The organism is Leucobacter sp. 7(1) (assembly GCF_900163635.1).
GTDB lineage: Bacteria > Actinomycetota > Actinomycetes > Actinomycetales > Microbacteriaceae > Leucobacter.
The window spans coordinates 1-23,541 of record NZ_FUID01000069.1 but is presented as its reverse complement, the minus strand read 5'-3'; the positions used below and the strand labels follow the sequence as shown (position 1 = coordinate 23,541).

At 66.9% G+C, this 23,541-nt stretch carries 27 protein-coding genes; 13 read left to right on the top strand and 14 right to left on the bottom strand.

Annotated features, from left to right (window positions below):
• Nucleotides 1-31 precede the first annotated feature (31 nt).
• Nucleotides 32-493: a PACE efflux transporter gene (locus FM113_RS13380; protein WP_087015322.1), complete on the bottom strand. Its 462-nt coding sequence runs from the start codon at nucleotides 491-493 to the stop codon at nucleotides 32-34.
• Between the two features lie 270 nt (nucleotides 494-763).
• On the opposite strand from FM113_RS13380, the gene FM113_RS13375 reads away from it, so the two are divergent.
• On the top strand, nucleotides 764-2,002 hold the full coding sequence (locus FM113_RS13375; RefSeq protein WP_087015321.1) for an MFS transporter: 1,239 nt from the start codon (nucleotides 764-766) through the stop codon (nucleotides 2,000-2,002).
• Between the two features lie 9 nt (nucleotides 2,003-2,011).
• Entirely contained in the window at nucleotides 2,012-2,734 is a 723-nt protein-coding gene (locus tag FM113_RS13370; RefSeq protein WP_087015320.1) for a TetR family transcriptional regulator, read from the top strand.
• Here the strand turns inward: FM113_RS13370 and FM113_RS13365 are convergent.
• Genes FM113_RS13365 through FM113_RS13355 form a run of 3 tightly spaced genes read right to left on the bottom strand, consistent with a single transcriptional unit; the run spans nucleotide 2,731 to nucleotide 6,602 of the window.
• On the bottom strand, nucleotides 2,731-3,936 hold the full coding sequence (locus tag FM113_RS13365; RefSeq protein ID WP_087015319.1) for a hypothetical protein: 1,206 nt from the start codon (nucleotides 3,934-3,936) through the stop codon (nucleotides 2,731-2,733). The genes FM113_RS13370 and FM113_RS13365 overlap by 4 nt on opposite strands.
• A 12-nt stretch (nucleotides 3,937-3,948) precedes the next feature.
• Entirely contained in the window at nucleotides 3,949-5,595 is a 1,647-nt protein-coding gene (locus FM113_RS13360; RefSeq protein ID WP_087015318.1) for an ATP-binding cassette domain-containing protein, read from the bottom strand.
• Entirely contained in the window at nucleotides 5,592-6,602 is a 1,011-nt protein-coding gene (locus FM113_RS13355; protein WP_087015317.1) for an ABC transporter substrate-binding protein, read from the bottom strand. Before FM113_RS13355 ends, FM113_RS13360 begins: the two co-directional genes overlap by 4 nt.
• A gap of 118 nt (nucleotides 6,603-6,720) precedes the next feature.
• On the opposite strand from FM113_RS13355, the gene FM113_RS13350 reads away from it, so the two are divergent.
• Nucleotides 6,721-7,449: a Crp/Fnr family transcriptional regulator gene (locus FM113_RS13350; RefSeq protein ID WP_087015316.1), complete on the top strand. Its 729-nt coding sequence runs from the start codon at nucleotides 6,721-6,723 to the stop codon at nucleotides 7,447-7,449.
• A gap of 43 nt (nucleotides 7,450-7,492) precedes the next feature.
• Here FM113_RS13350 and FM113_RS13345 read toward each other — a convergent pair whose 3' ends face one another.
• On the bottom strand, nucleotides 7,493-7,843 hold the full coding sequence (locus FM113_RS13345) for a cupin domain-containing protein (RefSeq protein ID WP_140393370.1): 351 nt from the start codon (nucleotides 7,841-7,843) through the stop codon (nucleotides 7,493-7,495).
• Nucleotides 7,844-8,373: 530 nt separating this feature from the next.
• On the opposite strand from FM113_RS13345, the gene FM113_RS13340 reads away from it, so the two are divergent.
• The 4 genes from FM113_RS13340 to FM113_RS13325 all read left to right on the top strand — a co-directional run bounded on the left by FM113_RS13340 (nucleotide 8,374) and on the right by FM113_RS13325 (nucleotide 11,721).
• On the top strand, nucleotides 8,374-8,742 hold the full coding sequence (locus FM113_RS13340; RefSeq protein ID WP_140393369.1) for a hypothetical protein: 369 nt from the start codon (nucleotides 8,374-8,376) through the stop codon (nucleotides 8,740-8,742).
• A 123-nt stretch (nucleotides 8,743-8,865) separates the two neighbouring features.
• Nucleotides 8,866-10,131 (top strand): MFS transporter, encoded by a 1,266-nt coding sequence (locus FM113_RS13335; protein WP_087015313.1) that lies wholly within the window; start codon nucleotides 8,866-8,868, stop codon nucleotides 10,129-10,131.
• Nucleotides 10,132-10,133: 2 nt separating this feature from the next.
• On the top strand, nucleotides 10,134-10,868 hold the full coding sequence (locus tag FM113_RS13330; RefSeq protein ID WP_087015312.1) for a MerR family transcriptional regulator: 735 nt from the start codon (nucleotides 10,134-10,136) through the stop codon (nucleotides 10,866-10,868).
• A gap of 100 nt (nucleotides 10,869-10,968) precedes the next feature.
• The gene (locus FM113_RS13325; RefSeq protein ID WP_087015311.1) at nucleotides 10,969-11,721 is read left to right on the top strand and encodes a helix-turn-helix transcriptional regulator; all 753 of its coding nucleotides are present in this window, start codon (nucleotides 10,969-10,971) and stop codon (nucleotides 11,719-11,721) included.
• Between the two features lie 238 nt (nucleotides 11,722-11,959).
• Here FM113_RS13325 and FM113_RS13320 read toward each other — a convergent pair whose 3' ends face one another.
• Nucleotides 11,960-12,418 carry a GNAT family N-acetyltransferase gene (locus FM113_RS13320; RefSeq protein WP_087015310.1) on the bottom strand — a complete coding sequence of 153 codons (459 nt, stop codon included), beginning with the start codon at nucleotides 12,416-12,418 and terminating at the stop codon, nucleotides 11,960-11,962.
• Nucleotides 12,415-12,807, bottom strand: coding sequence for a MerR family transcriptional regulator (locus FM113_RS13315; RefSeq protein ID WP_087015352.1), 393 nt, complete (start codon nucleotides 12,805-12,807; stop codon nucleotides 12,415-12,417). Before FM113_RS13315 ends, FM113_RS13320 begins: the two co-directional genes overlap by 4 nt.
• Nucleotides 12,808-12,941: 134 nt before the next feature.
• Between FM113_RS13315 and FM113_RS13310 the strand changes: the two genes are divergently transcribed.
• Nucleotides 12,942-14,462, top strand: a complete 1,521-nt coding sequence (locus tag FM113_RS13310) for a SulP family inorganic anion transporter (RefSeq protein WP_217896014.1) — start codon at nucleotides 12,942-12,944, stop codon at nucleotides 14,460-14,462.
• Between the two features lie 25 nt (nucleotides 14,463-14,487).
• Here the strand turns inward: FM113_RS13310 and FM113_RS13305 are convergent, their stop codons facing one another.
• The 3 genes from FM113_RS13305 to FM113_RS13295 are packed head-to-tail and all read right to left on the bottom strand — an operon-like array spanning nucleotide 14,488 to nucleotide 17,062.
• Complete coding sequence (locus tag FM113_RS13305; RefSeq protein ID WP_087015308.1) at nucleotides 14,488-15,282, bottom strand: phosphatase PAP2 family protein; 795 nt, start codon at nucleotides 15,280-15,282, stop codon at nucleotides 14,488-14,490.
• Nucleotides 15,279-16,139: an RNA methyltransferase gene (locus tag FM113_RS13300; protein WP_087015307.1), complete on the bottom strand. Its 861-nt coding sequence runs from the start codon at nucleotides 16,137-16,139 to the stop codon at nucleotides 15,279-15,281. The genes FM113_RS13305 and FM113_RS13300 overlap by 4 nt, the downstream gene beginning before the upstream one ends.
• The gene (locus FM113_RS13295) at nucleotides 16,136-17,062 is read right to left on the bottom strand and encodes an alpha/beta fold hydrolase (protein ID WP_087015306.1); all 927 of its coding nucleotides are present in this window, start codon (nucleotides 17,060-17,062) and stop codon (nucleotides 16,136-16,138) included. The genes FM113_RS13300 and FM113_RS13295 overlap by 4 nt, the downstream gene beginning before the upstream one ends.
• A gap of 100 nt (nucleotides 17,063-17,162) precedes the next feature.
• On the opposite strand from FM113_RS13295, the gene FM113_RS13290 reads away from it, so the two are divergent.
• Complete coding sequence (locus tag FM113_RS13290) at nucleotides 17,163-17,867, top strand: exonuclease domain-containing protein (RefSeq protein ID WP_087015305.1); 705 nt, start codon at nucleotides 17,163-17,165, stop codon at nucleotides 17,865-17,867.
• Between the two features lie 111 nt (nucleotides 17,868-17,978).
• Here the strand turns inward: FM113_RS13290 and FM113_RS13285 are convergent, their stop codons facing one another.
• The gene (locus FM113_RS13285) at nucleotides 17,979-18,227 is read right to left on the bottom strand and encodes a type B 50S ribosomal protein L31 (RefSeq protein WP_087015304.1); all 249 of its coding nucleotides are present in this window, start codon (nucleotides 18,225-18,227) and stop codon (nucleotides 17,979-17,981) included.
• Between the two features lie 114 nt (nucleotides 18,228-18,341).
• Entirely contained in the window at nucleotides 18,342-19,127 is a 786-nt protein-coding gene (locus FM113_RS13280) for an ABC transporter ATP-binding protein (RefSeq protein ID WP_087015303.1), read from the bottom strand.
• A 104-nt stretch (nucleotides 19,128-19,231) separates the two neighbouring features.
• Here FM113_RS13280 and serB point away from each other — a divergent pair, with 104 nt between their 5' ends.
• Complete coding sequence (gene serB / locus FM113_RS13275; RefSeq protein WP_087015302.1) at nucleotides 19,232-19,876, top strand: phosphoserine phosphatase SerB; 645 nt, start codon at nucleotides 19,232-19,234, stop codon at nucleotides 19,874-19,876.
• Nucleotides 19,877-20,030: 154 nt separating this feature from the next.
• Here the strand turns inward: serB and FM113_RS13270 are convergent, their stop codons facing one another.
• A complete protein-coding gene (locus FM113_RS13270) occupies nucleotides 20,031-20,843 on the bottom strand; it encodes an isocitrate lyase/phosphoenolpyruvate mutase family protein (protein ID WP_087015301.1) in 813 nt (270 codons plus the stop codon).
• A gap of 49 nt (nucleotides 20,844-20,892) precedes the next feature.
• A complete protein-coding gene (gene fabG, locus FM113_RS13265; protein ID WP_087015300.1) occupies nucleotides 20,893-21,603 on the bottom strand; it encodes a 3-oxoacyl-ACP reductase FabG in 711 nt (236 codons plus the stop codon).
• Between the two features lie 153 nt (nucleotides 21,604-21,756).
• Here fabG and FM113_RS13260 point away from each other — a divergent pair, with 153 nt between their 5' ends.
• The 3 genes from FM113_RS13260 to FM113_RS13250 are packed head-to-tail and all read left to right on the top strand — an operon-like array spanning nucleotide 21,757 to nucleotide 23,359.
• Nucleotides 21,757-22,179 (top strand): DUF3099 domain-containing protein, encoded by a 423-nt coding sequence (locus FM113_RS13260; RefSeq protein ID WP_087015299.1) that lies wholly within the window; start codon nucleotides 21,757-21,759, stop codon nucleotides 22,177-22,179.
• Entirely contained in the window at nucleotides 22,176-22,421 is a 246-nt protein-coding gene (locus FM113_RS13255; RefSeq protein ID WP_176387232.1) for a hypothetical protein, read from the top strand. Before FM113_RS13260 ends, FM113_RS13255 begins: the two co-directional genes overlap by 4 nt.
• 14 nt (nucleotides 22,422-22,435) lie before the next feature.
• Entirely contained in the window at nucleotides 22,436-23,359 is a 924-nt protein-coding gene (locus FM113_RS13250) for an SURF1 family protein (RefSeq protein ID WP_087015297.1), read from the top strand.
• The last annotated feature ends 182 nt before the right edge of the window (nucleotides 23,360-23,541 follow it).

Below are 23,541 nucleotides of genomic sequence, written 5' to 3'. Positions count from 1 at the left end.
AACCCGCTCACGCTTCGCGTCATACAGAGCCTTACTGCTGCGGCGCGTGCGCCTGACTCGCGCTGGCTGAGTCCTCGGGGTGATCCCGCGTCGCCGGCGGCAGCACCAGGTCAAATACCCAGGCGAACACAAAGGTGTAGACGAAGAAGAACGCCAGGATACCGAGCTCGAGGACAAGGGCGTCCAGCAGAGAGATGCCGAGAATCCCGGAGAGCACGGGGATCAGGAACACTACGAGGCCGCCCTCGAAGCCCACCGCGTGCGCGATCCGGCGCGGCACCGTGCGGGTCTGTGATGCCTGACGCTTCTCCCACGACTCGAACAGCGAGGTCCAGGCGAAGTTCCAGATCAGCGCAACTGTCGATGAGGCGACGGCCACGATGCCTGAACCCGCGCCCCCGTGTCCCAGCGCGAGCAGTGTGAGGGTGATGAACACAATCGCCAACGCTTCATAAGTGATCACGTAGATCACTCGACGCAAAATTGCAGACACAATGTCCTCCTACCGATGAGTCCATGGGAAGTCCTCGGAGGTTCGCGTCCATGAAGTGAATATCACTGTCAGCGAGCCACTCGGGGGTGCCCGCTGAGAGCAAAGGTACTCAGCTTCCCTGATCAAGCCCTGATCAAGTTCGGAACATTTTCCGTACTCGTGGGGTGGTGTAGACACCGACGTCACACATTAATGGGGGTTCACTCCCATTAATGTGTTACGGTGAATTCGCCCCACCGTTCGGACACAATTCTTAGCCTTCGGAGTCCCATGAACCGCAGCCATCCAGCGCCCCGCCCACAGATCCCACTCTTGCTGTCCGCGGTGTTCCTCGCGTACCTGGCGCAGATGACACTCAACCCGATCATTGCGCCGCTCGCGCGCGAGGTAGGGCTCGCGGAATGGCAGGTGGGTGCGACGATCAGCGCTGCCGCAGTGATGGTGGTGGCCACCAGCCAGTTCTGGGGGAGGCGTTCGCAGTCGTGGGGGCGCAAGCCCGTGCTCGTCGCCGCACTCGCCCTGGCCGCCCTAACAATGGCGGGTTTCGCGATGGTTGCCGCGGCGGGCATGCGCGGAGTCTTGACGGGCACCGCATTGTTCGCGCTCTTTGTCTTGCTCCGCGGCATCGGTTTCGGTACGGCACTCGCGGCGGTCCCACCCACCGCACAGGCCTACATCGCAGACGTGACACCCGACGAAGCTGCCCGAGTCAAGGGGATGGCGGGTGTCGGTGCAGTTCAGGGCATCGCGATGATGGCGGGCGCGGTACTCGGTGGCGCCCTCGCGGGCTTCGGGCTGCTCACCCCGCTCATTGTGGTCCCGGTGCTGCTCGCGATCGGACTCGCAATTGTTGCGTTCGGCCTGCGGCGTGAGCCGCGGCACGAACTCATCGCCGATCCGCCCCGCGTGCGCGCCACCGACCCACGCGTGTGGCCGTTTCTCCTCGCCGGATTCGGGATGCTCACTTCGCTCGGCTGCATCCAGGTGATCGCGGGTTTCATCGTGCAAGACCGCTTCGGGCTCGACGCTGCGCGCACAGGGCTCGCGACCGGTGGAGTGTTGCTTGCCGCCGGCGTAGGGATGGTCGTGGCACAAACAGTCATCGTGCCGCGCAGCGGCTGGGCCCCGCCGCGTCTCCTGCGTGTCGGTTCGGCGCTCGCCGTGCTGGGATTTGTTGTCCTGATCCCGAGCATCGGCCCGGTGGCGTTGACCGCCGCGATGCTTCTTATTGGCCTCGGCCTCGGAATCGCGATGCCGGGGTACGCCGCTGGCCCCTCGCTCCTGATGGATCGTGAGGAACAGGGCGGCCTCGCTGGCCTCATCGGTGCCACGAACGGCCTCACGTTCGTGGTCGCCCCGACAGTGAGCACCGCACTCTACGGTGCGTGGCAGCCACTGCCCGTTATTGTGGGGGCAGTCATTATGGCCGGTGTGTGCGCATTTGTGTGCCTGCATCCACGGTTCACACCGCGCACGCAAGATCGTGTGGCGGGCGACAGTCCACAGTAGGGGAGCAGGATGGTCGAGAGCGCGCGTCGGGGGCGACCCCCGCGGATCAGTCGAGACGATATCGCGCGGACGGTGCTCGACGTGGGATTCAACGAACTGACGTTCGCGGCGGTGCGTGACCGGCTCGGGGTCGGGGAGAGCACGCTGTATCGGCATGCGCCGGATCGCGACGCGCTCGTGCGTATTGGTCTTGAACAGGCGCTCGCGGACGTCGCGTGGCCAGCTCTTGCCGGGCCGTGGCGGCCCATGCTCGAGTCGTATGCGCATGCCGCATGGCAGGCCCTGGCCGCGCACCCGGGGTCGGCAACGGAGGTCGCCCGCGGCGTCGTTCCCGCCGCAATGGCCGCACTGTTCGTTGATGTGAGCGCCGCCCTGATGCGTGCGGGCTTCACCGCGGAGCACGCGGTGCTCAGCAGCGACCTCGTGTTCGATCTGGTGGCCGACAACCGGCGCGCAACCGAGCATCTCGACGAGCTGGTGTCTTCCGCAGGCCCTGGACGAGCCCGCATCAGCGCGGACTGGTTTGTCGATGAAGCCGAGTCCGCATCCGGAACCTCGGGCCAGTCCGACACCGCGTCGGTATCCCCGCGGCTCGCCCCCGAACGAGCCGCGCTGCGCGAAAGTGTGCAAGCCGCGATCGTTTCGGAACCCCTCGCGTGGTTCGTGGCAAAGCTTGATGTGGTGCTCGCGGGCATCACAGCCACGCTCGCCCCACAGTCAGCTGACACCTAGTTCGCCGGAGCAAGCGGCCCGACGGCCGCGTGCACGTCAGTCTCACCCGGGTCTATAAGCGCCCGTGCCCCCAGCTCGAACCCAACAGTGGGGGAGAGCGCTGCATGGCGCGTGATGACGTGCGCATCACGCCACAGTCGGCCCACAGCATCACCCTCGAGGCAGGCGCGGGATCCGGCGATGAGGCTCAGTTCGTGCGTCGCCGCCGCGACGTCGGCGGTGACGTGGCCCAGCATCAGCCGGGCCTCGGTGAGCTGTGCCGCTGGAAGCGGATCACCGTGCGCGACCGCGATGTCAAGTTCGTCCGCCGTCGCGAAGAGCGCCGCTCGCGCACTCCGGGCGCGGGCGTGAGCGGCCCCGAGTGTCTGCGCCACCCCGGGCCTGTCGATCCCGCGTCCGGGCAGTGCGGCAACGCGCGCACGATCCGCATCAGCCTGGATTGAGGCCGCAAGGCCCGCGACGAGCGCCTCCGCGGCCCCCACTCCTACGGCGGCGAGGCCGAGCGCGGTACGGAGTCGACTCGGCACCCGAAGTGCGAGCGGCCCATCAGGTTCGGGCCCGAACAGCACCGAGGTCGGGAGGAAGGCCGCGCTCGGCACCTCCAGCTGCGTTGCCGCAAGGGTGTGGCTGCCAGTGGCGCGCAAGCCGAGTGCCGCCCAGCGTGACTGTACGGCGAGCGCCGCGCGCGGCAGCCACACAAACCCCGCACCGTGCTCCGCGGTGGCGACGTTGAGGAGCGCCCACTCGGCCAGGTCACTGTTCGACGCGTAGCGCCACACGCCGTCAACCACCCAGCCTGGGGAACCGGCGTCCTGGGGGACGGCGTGGGCCTCGGTGCTGGCGAACACCCCGCACCACTGGGCATCGGGATCTGCGGGGAACGCGGTCCCGCTGAGGCGCGCAAATGACTGCGCGAGCAGGCTGTTTGTGTGCGAGACAACGAGATTCCAGGCGGCTGACGCGTGCACGCTGGCGAGCCCGGCCGCAACGCGCACCAGGCCGGCACCTCCCACCTCTCCGTGCGCCGAGAGCCGGTACCCGCCTGCCTCCCGGATCGCCGCTGTGACCGCGGGGGCGATCGCGCCGGAGGCGTCTGACGCTGCCGCGTCAGCGCGGAGCAGGCCTTCCGCCGGGGCGAGCCGGCGCAGGATCTCGTTCGCACGTGTGATGCCGGTCTCGGTGGCCTGTGTCTGGTGGGTCATCGCGTGTTTCCTTCAGTGGTGTGGATCAGTGTCTGGGTGGGAGGGGGACTGCGCCCGTGCGTGTGCCTGAGTCCCGGGAAGCGCATCGGGGGTTTCGAGGAGGGCGGTGAGGAGAGCGCGGCGCGGAGCGGCCAGCGCCGGATCATCGAGCGCGCGGTCCGTGCCGAGGTGACGCAGATCCAGCTGCGCCGTGATCCGGGCCACCGGCGCGCCACCGAGCACGAGTGCGCGATCTGCGAGGGCAAGCGCATCGTCAACATCGTGCGTCACGAAGATGATCGTGCGGGACCGCTCGCGCTGCATACGCTGTAGATCGTGGATCAGCGCGCGCCGCCGCCGCACGTCGAGCCCGGCAAATGGTTCGTCGAGGAGCAGCAGGCCGCTGTCGCGCAGGAAGCCTCGGGCGAGCGCTCCGCGCTGCCGCATCCCACCCGACAATTCGGTGGGCAGGCGGTGCACGGCGTCCCCGAGTCCGAGCGCCGCGAGCTGCGCCTGCGCCACGTCGGAGGAGACCCCGGCGAACAACGCGACGTTCTGTTCCAGGCTGCGCCACGGTAGGAGCCGATCCTCCTGGAATACCCACGCGGTGCGTGTGTCCGGTGCGCGATCGATGGTGCCGCGTGCGGGCTGCGCGGCACCGCCGAGTACGCGCAGCAATGTCGACTTTCCGATGCCCGAGGCGCCCAGGATTGCGGTGATGCTGCCCGGCGCAGCGGAGAAGCTCAGGTGCTCGGCGATGATGCACTCGCCGTGTGCAAGGGAGACCGATTGGCAGGCAATCGCGGCGGGCTGGGAAGGTGCCGGCAGTTGCTCGGGTCGATCCGTGCCCGCAGGCCGAGTGGCGCGTGGGCGAAGCTGTGATGTGATGCGTGTGCTCCGGATGCCGAGACCCTGACGCCCCGCGAGCAGCCGGATCCCACCCTCGATCAGCACCCACGTGCAGACGAGCACCACAGTGATCGCGATCACCCTGTCGGTCTGCATGTGCGCCTTCGCAACGACAAGCTGCTCACCGAGCCCGCGCGAGGCCGTGAGGAACTCGCCCATCACAGTGAGCTTCCAGCCGAGCCCCGCCATGGCGAGCAGCGCGGCGCGCGCGGAACTCAGGAGCGGTGGCAGGGTGACGTGGCGGAGCCTGGCGGCGCGTGGCAGATCGAAGGCGTCGGCGAGTTCGTCGAATCCGGGGTCGCGATCCCGCACCGCGTGCTGTAGCGCCGCGGCGAGGATTGGGGCACTCGTGACAACAACGAGGAAGACTGTGGGGCCCGCGCCGAGCCCGAACCAGATCATTGCGAGGCCCATCCATGCAACGCTGGGGACGGCATTGAGAATCGCGAGAAGCGGCGCGAGCGCGGCGCGCGCGGCCTCACTGAGGCCCGCGAGAAGCCCCAGCACGCTCCCCAGCACGGCGGCGATCAGGAGACCGCACGCGAACGTCGTGAGCGATTCCCCGAGGGCCGCATACGTTTCAGGCTCGTCGAGCAGGCGTCCCACCGCCGCGGCCGTCATCCCGAGGCCGGGCAGGATGATGTCTGGCAGTTCGCGGGCGGCGATCCACCAGGCCAGACCGAGCACGATCAGACTGGCGAGTGACCAGGCGAACGGACCGGGGAATCCGGGCCTCGGATTCCCCGCTCGGGGCGAGCGACGCGGGATCACCGCGTGTAGAAGCTCGCCTCGGGCAGCGTACCGCCGACGCTCTCCGGCCAGCGCGTGACGAGCTGGGTGAAGTACTGCTCCACCGCCGGGCGCGCCTCCGTTGCGGCCTGCGCGTCCCACGCGATCTTGGGAATTGCGGCGGCCACGATGGGTGCCGGGAGGCCCAGCTCACGCTCGGCGAGCGCCCCCGCCTCCTCCGGGTGCTCGGACACCCATGTTGCCGCCTCGACGTAGGCCTCCTGGAACGCGGCGGTAGTATCGGCGTGCTCAGCGGCAAAGCTGCCGTTGACAAACGTGCCGGCGGTGGGCAGCGGCAGCTTCGAGACCGTGATGTCCGCCCACTCTGCGGAGAAGTCGATCAGGCTCCGGGCTTCGGGGTTTCGGGCCTGGAGCATGGTGACCTGGGGCTCGACGGTGACGAGCGAGGAGATCTGGCCGGAGAGGAACTGCTCGGGGCCGTTCATCGGGTCGACGTAGACAATCTCCACGCTGTCCGAGAGGCCGTGCTGTTCGAGCACGAGCTGCATCGTGTAATCGACCGCGGAGGCGCGCATCGCGACGTGCAGCTGGGTCCCCGCGAGATCCGCCACCGACTGGATTGCCGGATCGCTGGTGACGAGGCCCATGACCGCCCAGGCACTCACGTTGAGGAGGGTGAGATCCGCCCCGCCCCTCGCGAGCGCCGCTCCCGTGGTCAGTGGTGCGGCGACAAACTCGTGCCCGCCGGTCGCCGCTGCCGTGAGCTGGTCGGCGCTCTCCCAACGGTCAAACACGATGTCCGTGTCGCCGAGTGCATCGGCCTCGATCATGCGCAGGATCGGGAGGCTCGGGGGAGATGCCGGGCCGCTGACCCGCACCTCGGCCGGGGCCTCTACCGCGACCTCGGTCTGTGTGGCGGACGATGCGTCTGGGGATGCCGGCGATGCGCTCGCGCCGCATCCGCTCAACAGCACGGCGCCCAGGGCCGCGAAGCTGAGGAGAGTCGTGTTCAGGGTGGGGCGGGTCATGGGGGCCTTTCGGGGTGTTCACCGTACATCGGATGTAAGTGAGGGTGAGCTAAGTTCTGTGCAGTAGTCTGGCAGCGCGACCAACCGTCCACGGTTGCCCCAGCAACAGAAAGCACCCATGCGCGCTACGACTCTCACCGCACCGCCGACGGAGGCGGCCTCACCCGGCACTCACCCGAGCCCGTTCTTTGCTGGCATCAGCGAAGAACACTTCCAATGCATGCGCGCGTGTCTCGGCGTCCAGGCCTTCGCCTTCGATAAAGACGAGGAAATTCTTGCCTGCACCGGGGGCCCCGTCACCTACGGGGTCTTGCTGAGCGGGGCCGCGCTTGACGTCCGTCGCCACCCGCACGGCGATCGGACGCTCGTGGACGTCATCGAGCCTGGCGATCTCTTTGGTGAGGGGTGGCAGACCCAAAGCTGGGGGAGCGCCGCGTGCCCGAGGGAACGTGCGGCGCTCGGGGCCGCGCCCGGAACCGTCCTGCTCCTTGATCCCGCGCGGCTGTCCGACCCCTCGGTGGCGTGCCCAGCGAAATCGCTTGTGCAGAACAACCTGCTGCGCTCGGTGCTCGAGAAACAGGAGCGGCTCCGCGCCAAGCTCGAGATCCTGCGCCACCGTTCGCTCCGGAAGCGGATCACGAACTATCTCGTCGTCGAAGCGCAGCGTCGGGGAACTGCCCAGTTCAGCATTCCGCTGACCCGAATCGAGCTCGCACAATATCTGCATGCCGACCGGGCCGCGCTGTCCCGGGAGCTGGCACGCATGAAGGCCGACGGCCTCATCGACTACCACCGCAACTCGTTTGTGCTCCCGGACCAGCGGACGGCCGCGCTGACACTCGGCTAGCGGCTGCTGGGGTTCGGGTTCGGGTTTGCGTTTGGGGCTGGGTTCAGGCCGGGGTGTGAAGCTCTGCGCCGGGTACGAAGCTCAGCAGCAACAGGCTCTCGGTGTCGGCCTCGACCCGGTGCAGCGCATCCGGCACCGCGAAGAGATCTCCGGCGACCAAGGTGTGCGTCCGCTCCGCGCCGATTTCAATGAAACGCACCTGTCCACTGAGGATGTGTAGCCGCGCCTCGCCGGGATTGCCGTGCTCCGGCAGCACCCCGCCCGCGGGGAGCCAGATAGCGAGTTGCTGGAGCCGGGCACCCGCGGTGATGTGACGCCGCGCGAGCGGGGTGCCTGCGGCCTCGGCTTCTGCGCGCAGTTCCTCGTGCAGGGTGGGGAGCGAGATGAGTGTCATGGTGCCTTTCGTGGGGCTGATCTGGTCTGGCTTCCCAGTGTGCCCCGCCGGCGGCGCGACGGGTGTTGCCCCGATCACACGGGGCGGTGCCGCGCCCACGGCGAATGTCCGTGGTCGCCCCGTGCCTGACCGCACCAGCGACACCGTTGCCGACCGCCTCACCGGAAAGGACGTACACGCGCATCACCAGCATGAAACATCGATCAGCAGGCGAAGTGATTCTGTACCCAGAGGACGATTGTGCTCCAGTCCGTGAGGTATGACTGGAGCACGAATCCGTATCGCTGATCCAACAGCAGATCGCGGAGCTTTTCGGGGTTCCCGCACAAACATCGTCGAGCATCTTCGCCACCATTTTTGGAAGGGGAACGTGACGAATCCCACACCCGTCAGAAATACCGACAGGCTCGAAATGTTCGCCGGCTTCCGCTCCGGGCAAGCGGCCGATCGCGACCACACCGGTATCGCTCGGTCATCCCGATGCCTGGTGCCCGAGGTGAGTGGATCGTTCGCCGTATAGGGTGAGCGCTGTGTTTATCGCGTGCATCATGCTCATCGTCGTCGGAGGATTCGTGATCTTCACGGGGTTCCGGGTCCGCGCTCTGGTACCCCGGCGCTGGAACATCGTGCTCGGGGAGTGGCTTGGCCCGGCCCTGCGGCACGCTCCACACCGGTATCGATACTGGACGCCCGACGGAGCTGAACACACGGGGGAGACGCGCGTGAAAGTCTTCTGGCGTCCGCAATATGGTGGATCATGTCGTGTCGCCTATGACTCGGCGAACCCGGGCCGCTCACAGCCCGCGCAATTGCGCGGAAACGGTGCGGTTCTCGTGTGTGTCGGACTGTTCGTTGCGCTCGCTGGCGTGGTGTTTCTCACCATCCCCGTGTTCGCATAGCCGGCGGGGCACAAGCCGCGGCTTGACTGTGCAGCGGCTTGACTGTGCAGCGGCTTGACTGTGCCGCGACTTGACTGTGCCGCGACTTGACTGTGCCGCGACGGCATCGTTTCTGATGGGGGCATGAACAGAAACACGGCCGTCTATCTTGGCTCATTCAGCCTCTCGCTCCTGGGGAACGGGATCGCCGCAGTGCTTTTTCCGCTGCTGGTCCTCGCGCGGACCGGCGACCTGCTCGCGGCGGGCATTCTGGCCTCGATCAACGCCGGGGTGGCGGCGGTCGTCGGTGTGCTCGCCGGGGTCGTCGTGGATCGGTTCAATCGGCGCACGGTATCGATCGTCAGCGACCTGCTCTCTTCGGCGTCAATTGCCGCGCTGCCCGTCGTTGACGCGATTTGGGACTTGGACCTGAGCTGGTTCATCGTGCTGAGCGTGATTGGCACCTTTGGCGACACTCCCGGCATGACGGCCCGGGAGACGATGCTGCCGCGTCTCGTGCGCCTGGCGGGCGGGAAACCCGCGGCGCTGGATCGACTCGTGGGCATACGCGAAGCCCTCGCTGCCACCCTGATCTTGATCGGGCCAGGGCTCGGAGGCCTCCTGGTGCTGCTCTGGGGCGTGAGCTCGGCAGTATTGCTGATCACCGCGGCCACGAGTCTCGCGGCAGCCCTGCTGACGCTCGCCCTCAGCCCCCGTGCAGGTGAAATTGAGGCAGATTCTGGGGCCGAAACGACTCAGGCCACCCGCGGTGTGCGCGGGGTGCTCCAGGACCTGATGCTCGGGTGGCGGTTCCTGCTCGGCAACCGGCTCGTGCTCGGCGTGAGTCTCGTATCGGCGGTGTTCGCGGCACTGATGGCCGGACTGCAGGCCACGATCCTGCCTGCCTACTTCGCTGAACACCGGCTCCCGGAGCTCAGTGGTATCGCGATTGCCGCGGTAGCACTCGGCAGTGTGATCGGGGCCGGGCTGTATGCAGGGTCAATTGGCACGACGAGCCGACGCCGCTGGTTCGTGTTCGGCATGCTGGGAAGTGTGCTGGGCTTCAGTGTTCTGGGCGCACTGGGCGCGCCCTGGCTTGTTGTCGTTGGCTCCGTGGTGATCGGCGTGACACATGCTCCGATGTCCGCGGCGCTGGGGGTGGCTACGATCGAGGCGACACCGGATCGGATGCGCGGGCGCGTGCTCGGTGCACAGCACGCGTTGATGCTGGCGGCGCCAGCGCTTACCTCCGCGCCGCTCGCGGCAATCGCCATGACCTGGGGACTCCCAGCGGCGGGACTCGGGGTGGCGGCAGTCATGACGGTGACCGCGGTCATCGCGCTCACGGCCCCAGCATTCCAAACATTGGACACAATAGAGCGAGAAGCCCAGCTCACGGTGGAGGACTAACGATGGCATGGAGTACACGGCAGCTTGCCGACCTCACGGGAGTCACTCTGCGGTCGATTCGCCACTGGCACGACGTGGGTCTGCTGCCCGCGCCGGAGCGACTCAGCAACGGGTACAAGCAGTACACCGCCCAGCATCTTGTGCTCGCGCTCCGCATCGCCAGGCTCACCAGCTTGGGGTTCAGCCTGGAACAGGTTGCTCCCATGCTGGCGTCGCCTGAGCAGAGCGCGCCGCTGCTGCGTGAGCTGCGAGAGGAACTCGACGAACGAATCGCCACGCTCACGCGAGTCCGGACGGATCTCGACGATCTCATCGAGGGTGGAATCTCGCCGGACCTCTCCCCGGAAGCCCGGCTTGCAATGGACGCGCTCGGTACGGATGCCGGATCGCGAAACGTCGCCATTCTTCTCGGGCGGATGCTACCCAGGGGTGACATGCCGGGGTTTGCGCGGACCGTCCAGAGTGCGCCGCGTGAACTCACCGAACTGAATGACGAACTGCTCGCTCTCCCGCCGCACGCGTCGGATGGGGCGATCAGGGAACTCGCAGGCCGCGGAGCCGCCCTGATTGCCGAGTTTCTCGATGCTCAGGGCGATGCGCTGCAGCAGTTCTCGACGCGCCTCGAGAGTGACATGGGAGGGAGTGTTGGCGAAATGGGCGCGCTCCTGCAGGAACACCTGAACCCGGCGCAGCACCAGGCGCTGATGCTGATCATGCAGGAGTTTGACGACGAGTAGTTACGACCCAGCTGGCTTCGGTGGTGTCAGAAGCGCGCACCGACGCACCACTTGATGCCCAGATGTTGCTTTCCTGCATCATAGTTGCTACTTTTGGTGCATGGACAGCGGGCTTGCACACGTATTCCTGAACAGTGAGCGCACGCGTTCGGAGATCGCTCGACGGGCTGGCGTGAATCGCTCCACGATGTATCGGGCGAGCGAGGGTACGGTCGACGTCCGCCTTGACACGCTTGAAGAACTTGCACTCGCGAGCGGCGTGGAACCGATCATCACGTATCGACCGCTGTCGGATTCGGCCGCCGCCGATGCCGGGCGCGTGCTCATGGAGGGCGCACCTGATGTGGGGGAGTTGTCCCCGGCAACCGCTGCCTGGGTGGCGCGCATCGAGCGTTTTGCGCAGCCGGCGACGCTCGGGAGCATTGCGGCCGAGGCGGGACTCGCCTCATCCTTGCTGCATCGTGCGGGCGCCCTCGGGGCTACGGGCCACGTCACCGCCGCAATGCTCGACGCCTGCGGCGCGGTTGCGGGAGGGGAGTGGGCGCTCTCGGGTGCCGCGGCGCTTGCGGCGCTCGGCTCAGACGCTGCGCAGCGGGCCGACGATTTCGTGCAGGTGTTGTGGACACCTGATCCCGGGCGTGCGTTGCAGCACCTCGTTGGGCTCGGTGCGAACGTGGCGAGCCCCGCGGTAGCTTCGGTGATCTTGTGCGAGCCGAGTGGCCTCACGCTGCGTGGGAGCGCTTCGCGTGGTGGTGTTCGGATCGTGGCACCCGCCCAGGCGATCATCGACAACCTGGGATTGCCCGAACCCCAGTGCTCCGAGGCCGCGCGACTCGTCGCCAGCTGGGGCTAGAGCAATTGCGGAGGCCCATCCAGGTGTAACCGTTGGGGGGCGTACGGAGCGCGCGTGGAGAGTCGGGCAAATGCGCCGCGGAGTCGACCCTGGTGGGGCCGTTGGAACGTACTCGAAACGATTAAACTGACATAATATAGATTATCAACGCATATACGGAGCGTGCCTCGTGGGGCCAGTATCTGTGCGCAGGGCACGATGATTGACGATTGTGTGGCGGGTCATCAGGCGGCTGCGTTCACGCGGGCCACGGGAGTTGGCGTTGCGTGACCGTTGAGTCATCGTCCGTGCCGGCTGGCGCCGCTCCGGCGCGTGTGATCACTGCGTGCCAACACTCCGTGATCTCGCCGGTGCGCGTCGGCACCACCCCCACCGCAGCTGACATAATTCCTTGACCGCGGTGTGGGGCACCGAGCCAGAACCCGATGTCCCCGCGTGCTGGCCGAAGGCTGACGGTGCCGAGCAGTGGCCCAGCGCCCTCCTGTCGAACCGCCCAGGTCAGCTCGGAGCCGTCGCGCCAACCGGCGGGCGCATACTCTCGCACAAACCACGCCGCGTCCGCTGTGGTGTACGGCCATGGCGTGGACATAAACTGTTCAAATACCGGATCAGAGCAGTATTCTGTAATTCGTGGAACGTCGGATTCGCGCAGACCCGTAAGCGCGATCCCTGCGCCTCGCAACTCAATGGCGCTCACGGAATTCGCGCCTCGAGAAGCGTCAGGAACTCGTCGGCCATCTCGAGCTGCTGTGCGAGCTTTGCGCGGCGCTCGCGGGCATCGCTCCGAAAGTCGCTGAGCGCGCTCCGGGCGTCGGAGGACGATTCCGGCATACCGGGCCCCTGCTCCCCCGCGCTCTCGATCGCGTGCAGCAGATCCCGCATCTGCTCAAGCGAATACCCGAGTGGCTTCATTCGGCGAATCAGCATGAGGCGCTCAAAGTCTCCATCGGTATAGAGGCGGAAGCCGCCGTCCGAACGTCCGCTCGGCGTGAGGAGGTCGATTTCGTCGTAGTGCCGGATTGTGCGCAATGAGAGCTGTGTGCGCTCCGCGAGCTCACCGATGTGCATCATGTTGCCTTCAGGCATCGCGCTCCCTGTTCGAAAAACTCTCACGTTACGTTAGTGTTGTCGGGTGTTCGGTCCGCACTCGGACTCCCGCACCACTCGCACCATCGTGGCATGCCTCGCCCGGCATTGCCCCGGCACACCCCGGAGGACATATGACCAGCCCCGCCCTGCCCGCACCCTCGCGCGCCGTTCAGGTGGCGGATCACTCGGTCCGGACCGCGCTGCGCACCCCACGCATTCTGATCCGCGAGGTGCTCGCGGGCGTCGTTGTCGCCCTGGCTTTGATCCCCGAAGCGATCTCCTTCTCGATCATTGCGGGCGTCGACCCCAAGGTAGGTCTCTTCTCGTCGTTCGTGATGGCAGCAACAATTGCGATTGTGGGCGGCCGGCCCGCCATGATTAGCGCGGCTACGGGCGCAGTTGCGCTCGTGATTGCACCCGTCGCACGCGAGTATGGGATTGACTATTTCATCGCCACTGTGCTCCTCGCCGGCTTTTTCCAGATCGTGCTCGCGGTGTGTGGTGTCGCAAAACTCACCCGATTCATCCCTCGAAGCGTGATGGTCGGCTTTGTGAACGCCCTCGCCATCCTCGTGTTTGCTGCACAGCTCCCCCACCTGATTGGCGTGCCGTGGGCGGTCTACCCGTTGCTCGCACTGGGCCTTGCGATCCTCGTCTGGATGCCGAAGATCACGCGCGTGATCCCGGCCCCGCTCGTCTCCATCGTCGTAGTGACCGCGGTTGTTGTGGTGTTCGCGATCTCGGTGCCGACAGTGGGAGATCAGGGAGAACTCCCCCGCAGCCTCCCCGAACTTTTTGTCCCAAACGTGCCCCTCACCTGGGAAACACTCACGATTATTGCCCCATACGCGTTCGCGATGGCACTCGTCGGGCTGTTGGAGTCACTGATGACCGCAAAACTCGTCGACGACATCACGGACACCCCATCGAATAAGACGCGTGAGAGCTGGGGCCAGGGCGTTGCGAACATCGTGTCCGGCTGCTTCGGTGGGATGGGCGGGTGTGCCATGATCGGCCAAACGATGGTGAACGTCAAAGTCTCCGGCGCCCGTACGCGCATCTCGACGTTCCTCGCGGGTGTCTTCTTGCTCCTGCTTGTTGTCACCCTCGGGGACGTTGTCGCCGTGATCCCGATGGCCGCGCTTGTGGGGATCATGATCATGGTGTGCGTGAGCACGTTCGATTGGCACTCGATCGCGCCGAGCACCCTCCGCAGGCTCCCCCGGAGCGAAACCGCGGTCATGCTCGTGACTGTCGCCGTCGTGGTCGCCACTCACAATCTTGCCATCGGCGTGGTCGCCGGGGTCTGCGTCGCTTCGGTCCTCTTTGCGCGTCGCGTTTCGCGACTGGCGCGTATTGATCGGGAACTGATCGTGCGCGATGGCGAAGCGCACGCCCGCTACACAGTCCAGGGCGAACTCTTCTTCGCGTCCGTCTCCGACCTCGCCGCGAACTTCGCCTTCGCTGAAGATCCCGAACGGGTTGTCATCGACCTGAGCCAGTCTCACATCTGGGACGCCTCAACTGTGGCGGAGCTTGACGCGATCACGCGGAAGTACAGACAGCACGGCACACGCGTGGAACTGCTGGGCATGAACCCGCACACCCGCACACTGCACGCCCGGCTGACGGGACAGCTCGGCGGCGCGTAGCGCGTGGCGCGCTGACCCGTGCAGCCTAGGAGCGGCCGGCGCTCAGGAGGAGGATCGACCGGGCCGCGAGCGCGCTCGCCCCGACTCCCCCGAACTCACCAGCAGTGAGCATCAGGTCGGGGTGGCTCTGCAGTGCGGCAATCCCCGCAAGAACAAGCGCCGCGACCACCACGATCCAGCCGATCAGCGCGAGGCCGATGGTGAGGGTGCGGCCCAGCGCGACACGTCCCCGTGCGCGTGCCGGGCGTGCGAGGCACGCGAGGGCAAAGGCGAGCACCCCAAGCGCGAGGGCTCCCAGGATGTCGCTCGGACGGTGCCAGCCGTAGGCGAGGAGCTGCCAACTCACCGCGCCCAGCAGCGCCGCCCCGGCAACCGCGACAAACGCGCGGATCCGTGCGGGCACCGCCCAGATCAGCCCGGCGACAAGTGCCGTGAACACGGTCATGTGCCCACTCGGGAAGGTGTTCGGAGCATCAAACTCGAAGAGCTGGGGACGCGTGAGGAGCTGGAGCTTGAGCAGCTGCGATGCCGCAATTGCCGCGGCAGGTAGCAGAGTGACAACAAGGGCGCGTTGGATCCCGTGCGCGAAGAGCGCGAGCACACCAATCACGAGCAGGGCAACCGCGATCGCCGGCGTGGACACCAAGTTCAACGGTGCCGGCGGGCTCGTGGTGAATTCCGCAGCATCAAGCACGACGCCCTCGGCCCGCTGACCCAGTTCGCTCCGCACCCCAATGATGAACGAGCCGATGCCGACCGCCGCCCACAGAATTGTGAACCACAGCGCGCGACGACGGCCGCCCACCGCGATCCCCGTCACCCGGGAACCCCCGCGGAGAGTGCACGAGCAGTCGCCCCGCTCCCCCGCTGGTCCCCCGTGCGCACGGCCCACATTGCGAGCGCGGCGGCGGTAGCGACGTTCAGCGAGTCCACGCCGTGCTCCATCGGGATCAGCACCGTGCGGGTGGCCGCCGCGAGTGCGCGGCGGCTCAGCCCCGGCCCCTCAGTGCCAAACATGATCGCGAGCCGCTCGGGGAGATCCTCGACGTAGTCCGCGAGGTCCTCAGCGTCGTCGCGCAACGCAAACGCGGTGAGCTCGTAGCCCGCATCCCGGATCATCGGCCCGGCCTCGCGCCAATCCGGCAGCCGAGCCCAGGGCACCTGCAGTACCGCGCCCATGCTGACGCGCACCGCGCGCCGGTACAACGGGTCCGCGCACCCCGGTGTGAGGAGCACGGCGTCTGCCCCGAGCGCCGCGGCGGAGCGGAACACGGCACCGACGTTTGTGTGATCAGCGAGGTCCTCAAGCACGACCACACGACGCGCGCTGCGCAGCAGCTCCTCGGGATCGAGCGGGGCGGGACGGTGCATCGAGGCGATTGCCCCGCGATGCATATTGAAGCCCGTGAGCTGCTCGAGCTGATCCGGCAGGCCAATGTAGACGGGGACATCCGGGAAGTCCGCGAGTGCCGGCTCGATGCGGGGCAGCCACTCGGCAACCATGAGCAGTGCGCGGGGCCGGTGCCCGGCGCGCAGCGCACGTTCAATGACCTTTGGTGATTCTGCGAGGTAGAGCCCTTCCTCCGGCTCGCGGACGCGGCGCAGTGCGACGTCAGTGAGCTGAGTGAAGTCGGCAAGCTCGGGGGCGGCGAGATCGTCGATGTGGATCAGCTTCACGCGGAGGGCTCCTTGGCGGGGGAAGACAAAACGGAGGAAAACGGGGTGGTTCCTGGTGGCGTGCTCGCCCGCAGGAACGCGAGGATCGCGGCGACCGCGTCAGTGACGGCCTCGTAGTGCACAAGGTGGCCCGTGCCGGGCAGAATCCGCAGCTCCGACCCGGGGATCCGGCGCTGCAGCTCAAGCTGCTTTGCGAGCGGGGTGATGTCGTCCCGCTCGCCCGCGATGAGGAGTGTCGGAGCCACAAACGCGTCAGCCCCAGCGATCACCGTGTGGGACACGGACGCACGGAAGGCGTCGAGCAAGGTCCCGGGATCAGCAAACACGCTGAAATACCGATCGTGCTGATCGTGGATCCAGCGACGCAGCTCCCTGTCGCGCGTCTTCGCCATGACCTCGCTCATCACACGCACGATCAGCGGGTTGCCGAGCAGGCCGCGTGCGGCCCGTTCTGGCAGGAGATCAGCGGCGCGGTAGTACGCGATCGCCAGCTGCGTCATGACGGCCTGCGGGCCCTCGAGTGCCGGAGCAGAAATCGGGTTGATCAGGATCGTGCGCTCCGGTGCCAGGCCGCCCGCGAGTGCGGCCGAAACCACGAGTGAGCCGAAAGAGTGGCCCAGGATCGCGAAACTGTCGGGTGCCGTCTCCGCCGAAAAAGCGCGGAGCCACTCGCCGTAGAGCGCGATGTCGTGCGTGCGGCCAGGGATCGAGGGTGAGGCCCCGAAGCCGGGCAGATCGGGGACGATGACCCGGAGCTCCGGGGCGCTTGCAGCGAGCCCCTGGGCGATGCCCTGAAGCCCGTGATGGTCACCGCGGAAGCCGTGGACGAGGATGAGCGTCGGGCCCTCCGCCGCGCCGTATCGCCACGCACGGGTCTCGGAACCGAGTGCGGGGACGGCGAAAGGAGAGGGGACGGTGCTCACGAAATAACCTTAGCGGCGCGGGCTGGCAAAGCGCCTCGCACCGCTCCGGGGCGCGGGATCCGGCGTGGCTCGGTACGATCGAGGAAACGAAAGGAGCGCCGTGACCGCTCAACTCCCCCTCTGGGCCGCGAACCTCGCCGTGTTCGATACCGAAACGACCGGTATTGACACCTCTGAAGCCCGGATCGTGAGCGCAACAATCGCGCTGCTCGGCTCCGGCGGTGAAGTCACCGAACGCTACGATTGGCTGCTGGATCCGGGCATCGAGATCCCCGAGGCGGCGATGCGCGTGCACGGCATTACCACGGAGATCGCCCGGGCCACGGGGATCTCCGCTCAGGTGGGGGTGCAGCAGATCGTCGCGCAGCTTGCCGAGATGATCGAGCGTGGCTACCCCGTCGTGGCCTACAACGCGCCCTACGATCTGTCGCTGCTGACCGCTGAAGCCGCACGGCACGGCGTGTCGCTCCCCTCTGCCATTGCCCCGGTCATCGACCCGCTGATCCTTGACAAGCAGTTCGACCGCTACCGGAAGGGGAAGCGCACCCTCGTGGCAGTCGCGGCCCATCACGGGGTGGAGATCGGGAACGCGCACGACGCCGGCGACGACGCCATCGCCTCGGGCCGTGTGCTGCAGGCGATCGCGCGGAAGTACGCGGACGTGATTCCTGACGACCTCGATGCGCTCCACGCCGCGCAGGTCACCTGGGCCGCGCAACAGGCGGCAAGCTTCCAGGAGTACATGCGGCGCGTCCGCGACCCGAACTTCGTCGCTGACGGGGCGTGGCCGCTACGCGCAAGCTAAGCCGGGCCGGGGGCCTGCGTGGCGAGGCCCCGGCCCCGCCCTGCGGCCCCGCACACAGCAGAACGGGCGGTGGATCCGAAGATCCACCGCCCGTTCTGGCGTTCGCAGTGCTTAGGCGCCGAAGCCCTTGAAGCGCTGGTTGAACTTCTCGACACGACCGGCCGAGTCCATGATGCGCTGCTTACCCGTGTAGAACGGGTGCGATGCGCTGGAGATTTCCACGTCGAGGACCGGGTAGGTCGCGCCGTCGAGCTCGATCGTCTTCTCGCTGGTGAGCGTCGAGCGGGTGAGGAACGTCTCCCCCGACGCCAGGTCGCGGAACACGATTGCGTTGTACTCGGGGTGAATGTCGGTCTTCATGAGTGTCCTTATTGTGCGTGATGGATGATGCGTCTAGCGCATCGAAGCCTTGCGGAACTACCGCGCCAAGGGTCAACTTTAGCAGACGCGGGCAGTGAATTGCGTGATTGGAGCTTAGGGGCGCGCCACGGCGGCGTAGCGACCGGCGTTCACGGAGAGTTCGAACGGCATCCCGAAGGTCGCTGCAAGGTTGTCCGCGGTCAGTGTAGAGGCCACAGGCCCGGCGGCCTGGACCTGTCCCTCGCGCAGCATGAGCACGTGAGTGAACCCGGGCGGCACCTCCTCGACGTGGTGGGTCACCATCACCATTGCGGGCGAGGCTGGCGACGCAGCAAAGCCCGAGAGCATCTGCAGCAGGCGCTCCCGTGCCCCCAGATCGAGGCTCGCACTCGGTTCGTCAAGCAGGAGCATCTCGGGATCCGTCATCACGGCGCGTGCGATCAGTGCCCGCTTGCGTTCCCCGTCGCTCAGAGTGCCGAAGGTGCGGTCAGCGAAGCCCGCCAGGTCCCACTCGGCGAGGATGCGCTCGGCCTGGCGCACATCGAGATCCTCATACTCCTCGTTCCAGCGCCCCTCCACCGAGTACGCGGCGGTGAGCACAATGTCACGGACAGTCTCAGAGGGCGGGATCCGCCGCCCCGTGGCAGAGGACACCGAGCCGATACGGTTGCGCAGCTCGAACACGTCGATCTTCCCCAGCTGCTCATCAAGCACCTCGACGATGCCGGAGCTCGGGTGGGACGACGCCGTCGCGAGCGCAAGCAGTGTGGACTTCCCCGCACCGTTCGGACCGAGGATCACCCACCGCTCCGCTTCATCGACCGACCAGGTGACCCCATCGAGGATCGGCCGGCCAGCGCGGACAACGGACACATCGGTGAGTCGCAGGACATTGACCATGCCCCCAGCCTAACGAGTGGTGCGCCCCGCGCGGGTCACGGCGCGCCACACCGAAACCGCGCCACACCGAAACCGCGCCACACCGAAACCGTAGACTGGAGCGCATGACCGTTGCAGCGCCTCTCGTTGTCCTTGATTGCGATTCCACGACAATTCAGGACGAGGTGATTGAACTCCTCGCCGAAGTCGCGGGCACCCGGGAACAGGTGGCAGAGGTCACCGAGCGCGCGATGCGTGGCGAACTCGACTTCGCTGAGAGCCTCACCGAGCGCGTGGCGACGCTCGCGGGCACCCCGGAGTCTGCGTTCCATGACGCATATACGCGCGTTCGCCTGACCCCGGGCATCCGGGAACTCATCGCCGCCGTGCACGCGCGAGGTGGCAAGGTCGGCGTTGTCTCGGGCGGGTTCCACGAGGTACTGGATCCGATTGCTGCAGACCTGGGCCTGGACTTCTGGCGAGCGAATCGCCTGGAGGTTGTGGACGGTCAGATGACCGGGCGCACCTTGGGGCCCATCATTGACGCTGCCGCGAAGGCCGACGCGCTCCGCGAGTGGGCCGCCGACACCGGCATCCCATTGAGCGCTTCTGTGGCCATCGGTGACGGTGCAAACGACCTTGACATGATGGCAGTTGCGGCGATCGGCGTCTCGTTCAACGGGAAGCCGCTTGTGCGCGAGCGCGCCGACGTCGCGATCGAGCATGATCTGGCACTCGCGATCCCGCTGCTGGATCGCCTCACCGCGTAGCTGCTTGGGGGCCGCACGCGCCGTGCGGCCCCCAAGCCTGTCAGTCCTGGAGCCGCTCAGTCCTGGAGCCGCTCAGTCTCGCAAGCTCTCAGTCCCGCAGGCTCCCAGTCCCGCAGGCTCTCAGTCCCGCAGCACGCTTAGACCCGCAGTCCACTCAGAAGTTGTTGAGCTGCTCGGTCTCCGCGGGGATCACCCCGTCGCCGTGCAGCGACTCGCCGAGACGCTTCAGCGCGGTCAACGCCACGTTCTGCGGCATGGGCCCGTACGAAATCCGGGCGACGCCGAGCGCCTCGTATTGTGCCGCGGTGAGGGCGCCCGGGAGGCCGATCACGCTGACGGCCTGTGGGCCGATCCCGGCGACGAGTGCGAGGGTGTCCTCCTCGGAGAGCACTCCCGGCACGAAGATGCACGTCGCTCCCTCGTCCCGGTAGGCGCGACCGCGCTCGATAGCTTCGGCGATCGCTTCCGCGCGGGGGCGCTCCGTGTTCCGGATCAGCGCATCCGTTCGCGCGTTGAGGGCGAAGGCGATGCCCTCCTGCTCGCCGGTGTGCACCGCCGCACGCATAATTGCCACGGACTCACCGAACGGGCGCATCCGGTCCTCAATGTTCGCACCCGAAGCACCCACGCCGATCGCGCGGCGCACGGTCTCCGAAACATCACCGTACCCACCGTCGAGATCCGCCGTCACGGGCAGGTGCTCAGCGGCAGCCGCGATCCGGCCGATGCTCGCGAGCATCAGATCGAGGGGAATTTGCTCACCATCGCCGTAGCCGTGGCTCGCGGCAATCGAGTGGCCAGCGGTCGCGATGGCCCGGGTGCCGGGAAGCTCTGCGATCACGCGCGCGCTCGCGGCGTCCCACACATTGACGACGCGCAAGATCTCGGGGGCCGCATAGAGCTGAGCGAGAGCCTGCGCGTCGACGGCGACACGGGTCGGGGTCCGGGGGTGAGTCTGAGCGTTCATGCCCTCAGGCTACGCCGGATCCGCCGCTGATTGTAGGGGTGATCCGGGATTAGTGGCCCATCCCCAGGCCCCCGTCAACGGGGAGCACGGCGCCAGAGATATACGCGGCATCGTCTCCCGCAAGGAATGACACAGCCCCGGCGATTTCCGACACCTTGCCGAAGCGGGATGCTGGGATCGAATCGAGGTACTGCTTCTGCTGCGCCTCGGGAAGCTCCGCGGTCATGTCGGTCTCGATGAAGCCGGGAGCGACGACGTTTGCCGTGATCCCCCGCGAGCCGAGCTCACGGGTGAGCGAACGTGCGAAGCCGATGAGGGCGGCCTTCGACGAAGAGTAGTTGATCTGTCCGGGCGAACCGTAGAGTGCCACGACGCTCGAAATTAGGATCACTCGACCGAAGCGGCCCTTCAGGAGTCCCTTGGCGGCGCGCTTCACGACGCGGAACGTGCCCGTGAGGTTCGTGTCGATCACGCTCGTGAACTCCTCCTCGCTCATGCGGAGTAGCAGCGTGTCCTTCGTGATGCCCGCGTTTGCGACGACAACCTCGACCGGTCCGAACTGGGCTTCGATCTCCGTGAACGCGGCGTCGATCGAAGCTGCGTCCGTCATTTCGGCGCGGACGGTCAGTGAGCCGGCGGGGCCCTCGCCGGAGCGGGAGGTCACAGCGACGCGGTGGCCGTCAGCGATCATGCGCTCGGCGATCGCGTAGCCGATGCCGCGGTTGCCGCCGGTGACGAGTACGGTACGGGAGGTGCTCATGGGGGTCCTTCCAATCAGACAGTGCGTTCTAGCCTACGGGAGCGCACATGCGCCGGGCCGAGGGCGCGCGGCCGGCCGCCCCGCGAATCCGGCAACGTGGGGGTGCTCTCCAGCCAAACGGCGTAGGCTGGGGCAGTACGTGAGAAGGAGCGCATGGCCAAGAGCTACAGTGTGACCTCGGCGGGCGTGAGCCCCGCCGAGGATCGCGCGCACCGTATGCGGATGTACTTCATTGCGATGGCGCTGCGGGTGCTGTGCGTCGTCTCTCTGTTCTGGGTGCGGGGTTGGTGGGTGCTCCTCGTTGCCGCGGGCGCAGTGCTGCTCCCCTGGTTCGCCGTGATGGTCGGCAACGCCGTGGCCCACAACCCGGGCGAAGCCCCTGACGCGCCCGAACCGCAGCAGCTCACTGCCCCCGAACCGGCAGACACGGACGCTCCCGCGGAATCCGAATTGATCGTGATCGATGTGGAGCCCACGCGACGAGCGGCCTCAGATCCGAGTGCCGGATCGGCCGCAGATCCCGTGTCGCCAGAATCTCCGCGGGGCACCTCTACGTCTCCAGGGGGCCTCGCATGAGCGGGATGAGCAACCCTGTGGTGACGCTCGGCCTGCCGCCCGAACACGAATACTCGTGCTCCCGCGCGGCGTGCCGAGACGAAGCGAGCTGGGCGATCCAGTGGCGCAATCCGAAGATCCACACCGAAGACCGCCGCAAGACCTGGCTGGCCTGTGACGCACATCTGGAGACCCTGCGCGAGTTCCTCGCGTCGCGTGATTTTCCGCTCAGCGTCATGCCCGTCAGCGAACTCGAGAAGTGAGAGACGACGACCGTATGACACAGGACACCGCTCCCGCACCGGCCACATCCTCCAGCGCGCCGGTGACTGTGCCCGACGGCCCGCAGGTCGGGTGGACCTTCCTGCGCTCGGGACGGTGGTTCGGGTACTTCACGATGCTCGTTGTGTTCTCAATTGCCTGTGTTCTGCTGGGGAACTGGCAGTTTGACCGTCGCGCGCAGGCGCGGGCGGAAATCGACCGACTCGATTCCAACTACGGTTCCACCGCGGTTCCCCTCGAGGAGGAGCTCCCCGAGCTTGACGCCTTCGACGTGGATGCGCAGAAGTGGCGCACAGTCTCGGTCCGCGGCGAGTACATCGGTGAGCCGACACTTGCCCGGAACCGTCCCGGTCCGCAGGGCGTGGGCTCAGATCTGATTCAGGCGCTCCGCACCGATGCCGGCGACGTGTTCTTCGTAGACCGGGGCTGGATCCCCGTGGACGGCGGTGCGGCCGCACGCGGCGAAGTTCAGGTCACCGATCTGCCGCAGGCCCCAGAAGGCACGGTCCTCGTTGAGGCGCGGCTCCGCGCGTCAGAACCTCGGATCGTCGGACGGACAAGCTCAGGCATGACCGTTGCAAGCATCGAGCTGCCAGAACTCGCCCGCCTCAGCGGAACGGAGGGCGAGGCATACACCGGGGCCTACGGCATGCTCATTTCAGAGGATCCCGCAGGTGAACACGGGGTGCTCCCCGCCGAACCCGAACGAGATGAGGGGCCACATCTCTCCTACGCGCTGCAGTGGTACGTGTTCATCATGATCGCCGGGATTGGCGTGTTCGTTGCCGCGCGGCGCGAGTACCGCAGCCTCAACGCGGGCAGCGAGATCGTGCGGGAGCAAGATCGTCGCGCCGCGGCCCGCAAGGTACGCCGAGGCCCGTCCGACGCGGACATCGAGGACGCCCTGCTCGACAAGTAGCCCGCCAGCCTGGACCTGGTGCTGGACCTGGACTTGGTGCTGGACCTGGTGCTGGTGCTGGTCCTGGACCTGGTGCTGGACCTGGTGCTGGACGTGGACCTGGTGCTGGTCCAAGACATGGCGCTTGTCTAGGCTTCTCCCTCCCTTTCTCACTTTCCCTCCCCCCTTTCCCCCTTTCCCTC

Coding starts and splice junctions, on each gene's coding strand:
- FM113_RS13375 (WP_087015321.1), top strand. CDS start 764: ATGAACCGCAGCCATCCAGCGCCCCGCCCACAGATCCCACTCTTGCTG.
- FM113_RS13370 (WP_087015320.1), top strand. CDS start 2,012: ATGGTCGAGAGCGCGCGTCGGGGGCGACCCCCGCGGATCAGTCGAGAC.
- FM113_RS13365 (WP_087015319.1), bottom strand. CDS start 3,936: ATGACCCACCAGACACAGGCCACCGAGACCGGCATCACACGTGCGAAC.
- FM113_RS13355 (WP_087015317.1), bottom strand. CDS start 6,602: ATGACCCGCCCCACCCTGAACACGACTCTCCTCAGCTTCGCGGCCCTG.
- FM113_RS13350 (WP_087015316.1), top strand. CDS start 6,721: ATGCGCGCTACGACTCTCACCGCACCGCCGACGGAGGCGGCCTCACCC.
- FM113_RS13345 (WP_140393370.1), bottom strand. CDS start 7,843: ATGACACTCATCTCGCTCCCCACCCTGCACGAGGAACTGCGCGCAGAA.
- FM113_RS13335 (WP_087015313.1), top strand. CDS start 8,866: ATGAACAGAAACACGGCCGTCTATCTTGGCTCATTCAGCCTCTCGCTC.
- FM113_RS13330 (WP_087015312.1), top strand. CDS start 10,134: ATGGCATGGAGTACACGGCAGCTTGCCGACCTCACGGGAGTCACTCTG.
- FM113_RS13325 (WP_087015311.1), top strand. CDS start 10,969: ATGGACAGCGGGCTTGCACACGTATTCCTGAACAGTGAGCGCACGCGT.
- FM113_RS13315 (WP_087015352.1), bottom strand. CDS start 12,807: ATGCCTGAAGGCAACATGATGCACATCGGTGAGCTCGCGGAGCGCACA.
- FM113_RS13310 (WP_217896014.1), top strand. CDS start 12,942: ATGACCAGCCCCGCCCTGCCCGCACCCTCGCGCGCCGTTCAGGTGGCG.
- FM113_RS13285 (WP_087015304.1), bottom strand. CDS start 18,227: ATGAAGACCGACATTCACCCCGAGTACAACGCAATCGTGTTCCGCGAC.
- FM113_RS13280 (WP_087015303.1), bottom strand. CDS start 19,127: ATGGTCAATGTCCTGCGACTCACCGATGTGTCCGTTGTCCGCGCTGGC.
- serB (WP_087015302.1), top strand. CDS start 19,232: ATGACCGTTGCAGCGCCTCTCGTTGTCCTTGATTGCGATTCCACGACA.
- FM113_RS13270 (WP_087015301.1), bottom strand. CDS start 20,843: ATGAACGCTCAGACTCACCCCCGGACCCCGACCCGTGTCGCCGTCGAC.
- fabG (WP_087015300.1), bottom strand. CDS start 21,603: ATGAGCACCTCCCGTACCGTACTCGTCACCGGCGGCAACCGCGGCATC.
- FM113_RS13260 (WP_087015299.1), top strand. CDS start 21,757: ATGGCCAAGAGCTACAGTGTGACCTCGGCGGGCGTGAGCCCCGCCGAG.
- FM113_RS13255 (WP_176387232.1), top strand. CDS start 22,176: ATGAGCGGGATGAGCAACCCTGTGGTGACGCTCGGCCTGCCGCCCGAA.
- FM113_RS13250 (WP_087015297.1), top strand. CDS start 22,436: ATGACACAGGACACCGCTCCCGCACCGGCCACATCCTCCAGCGCGCCG.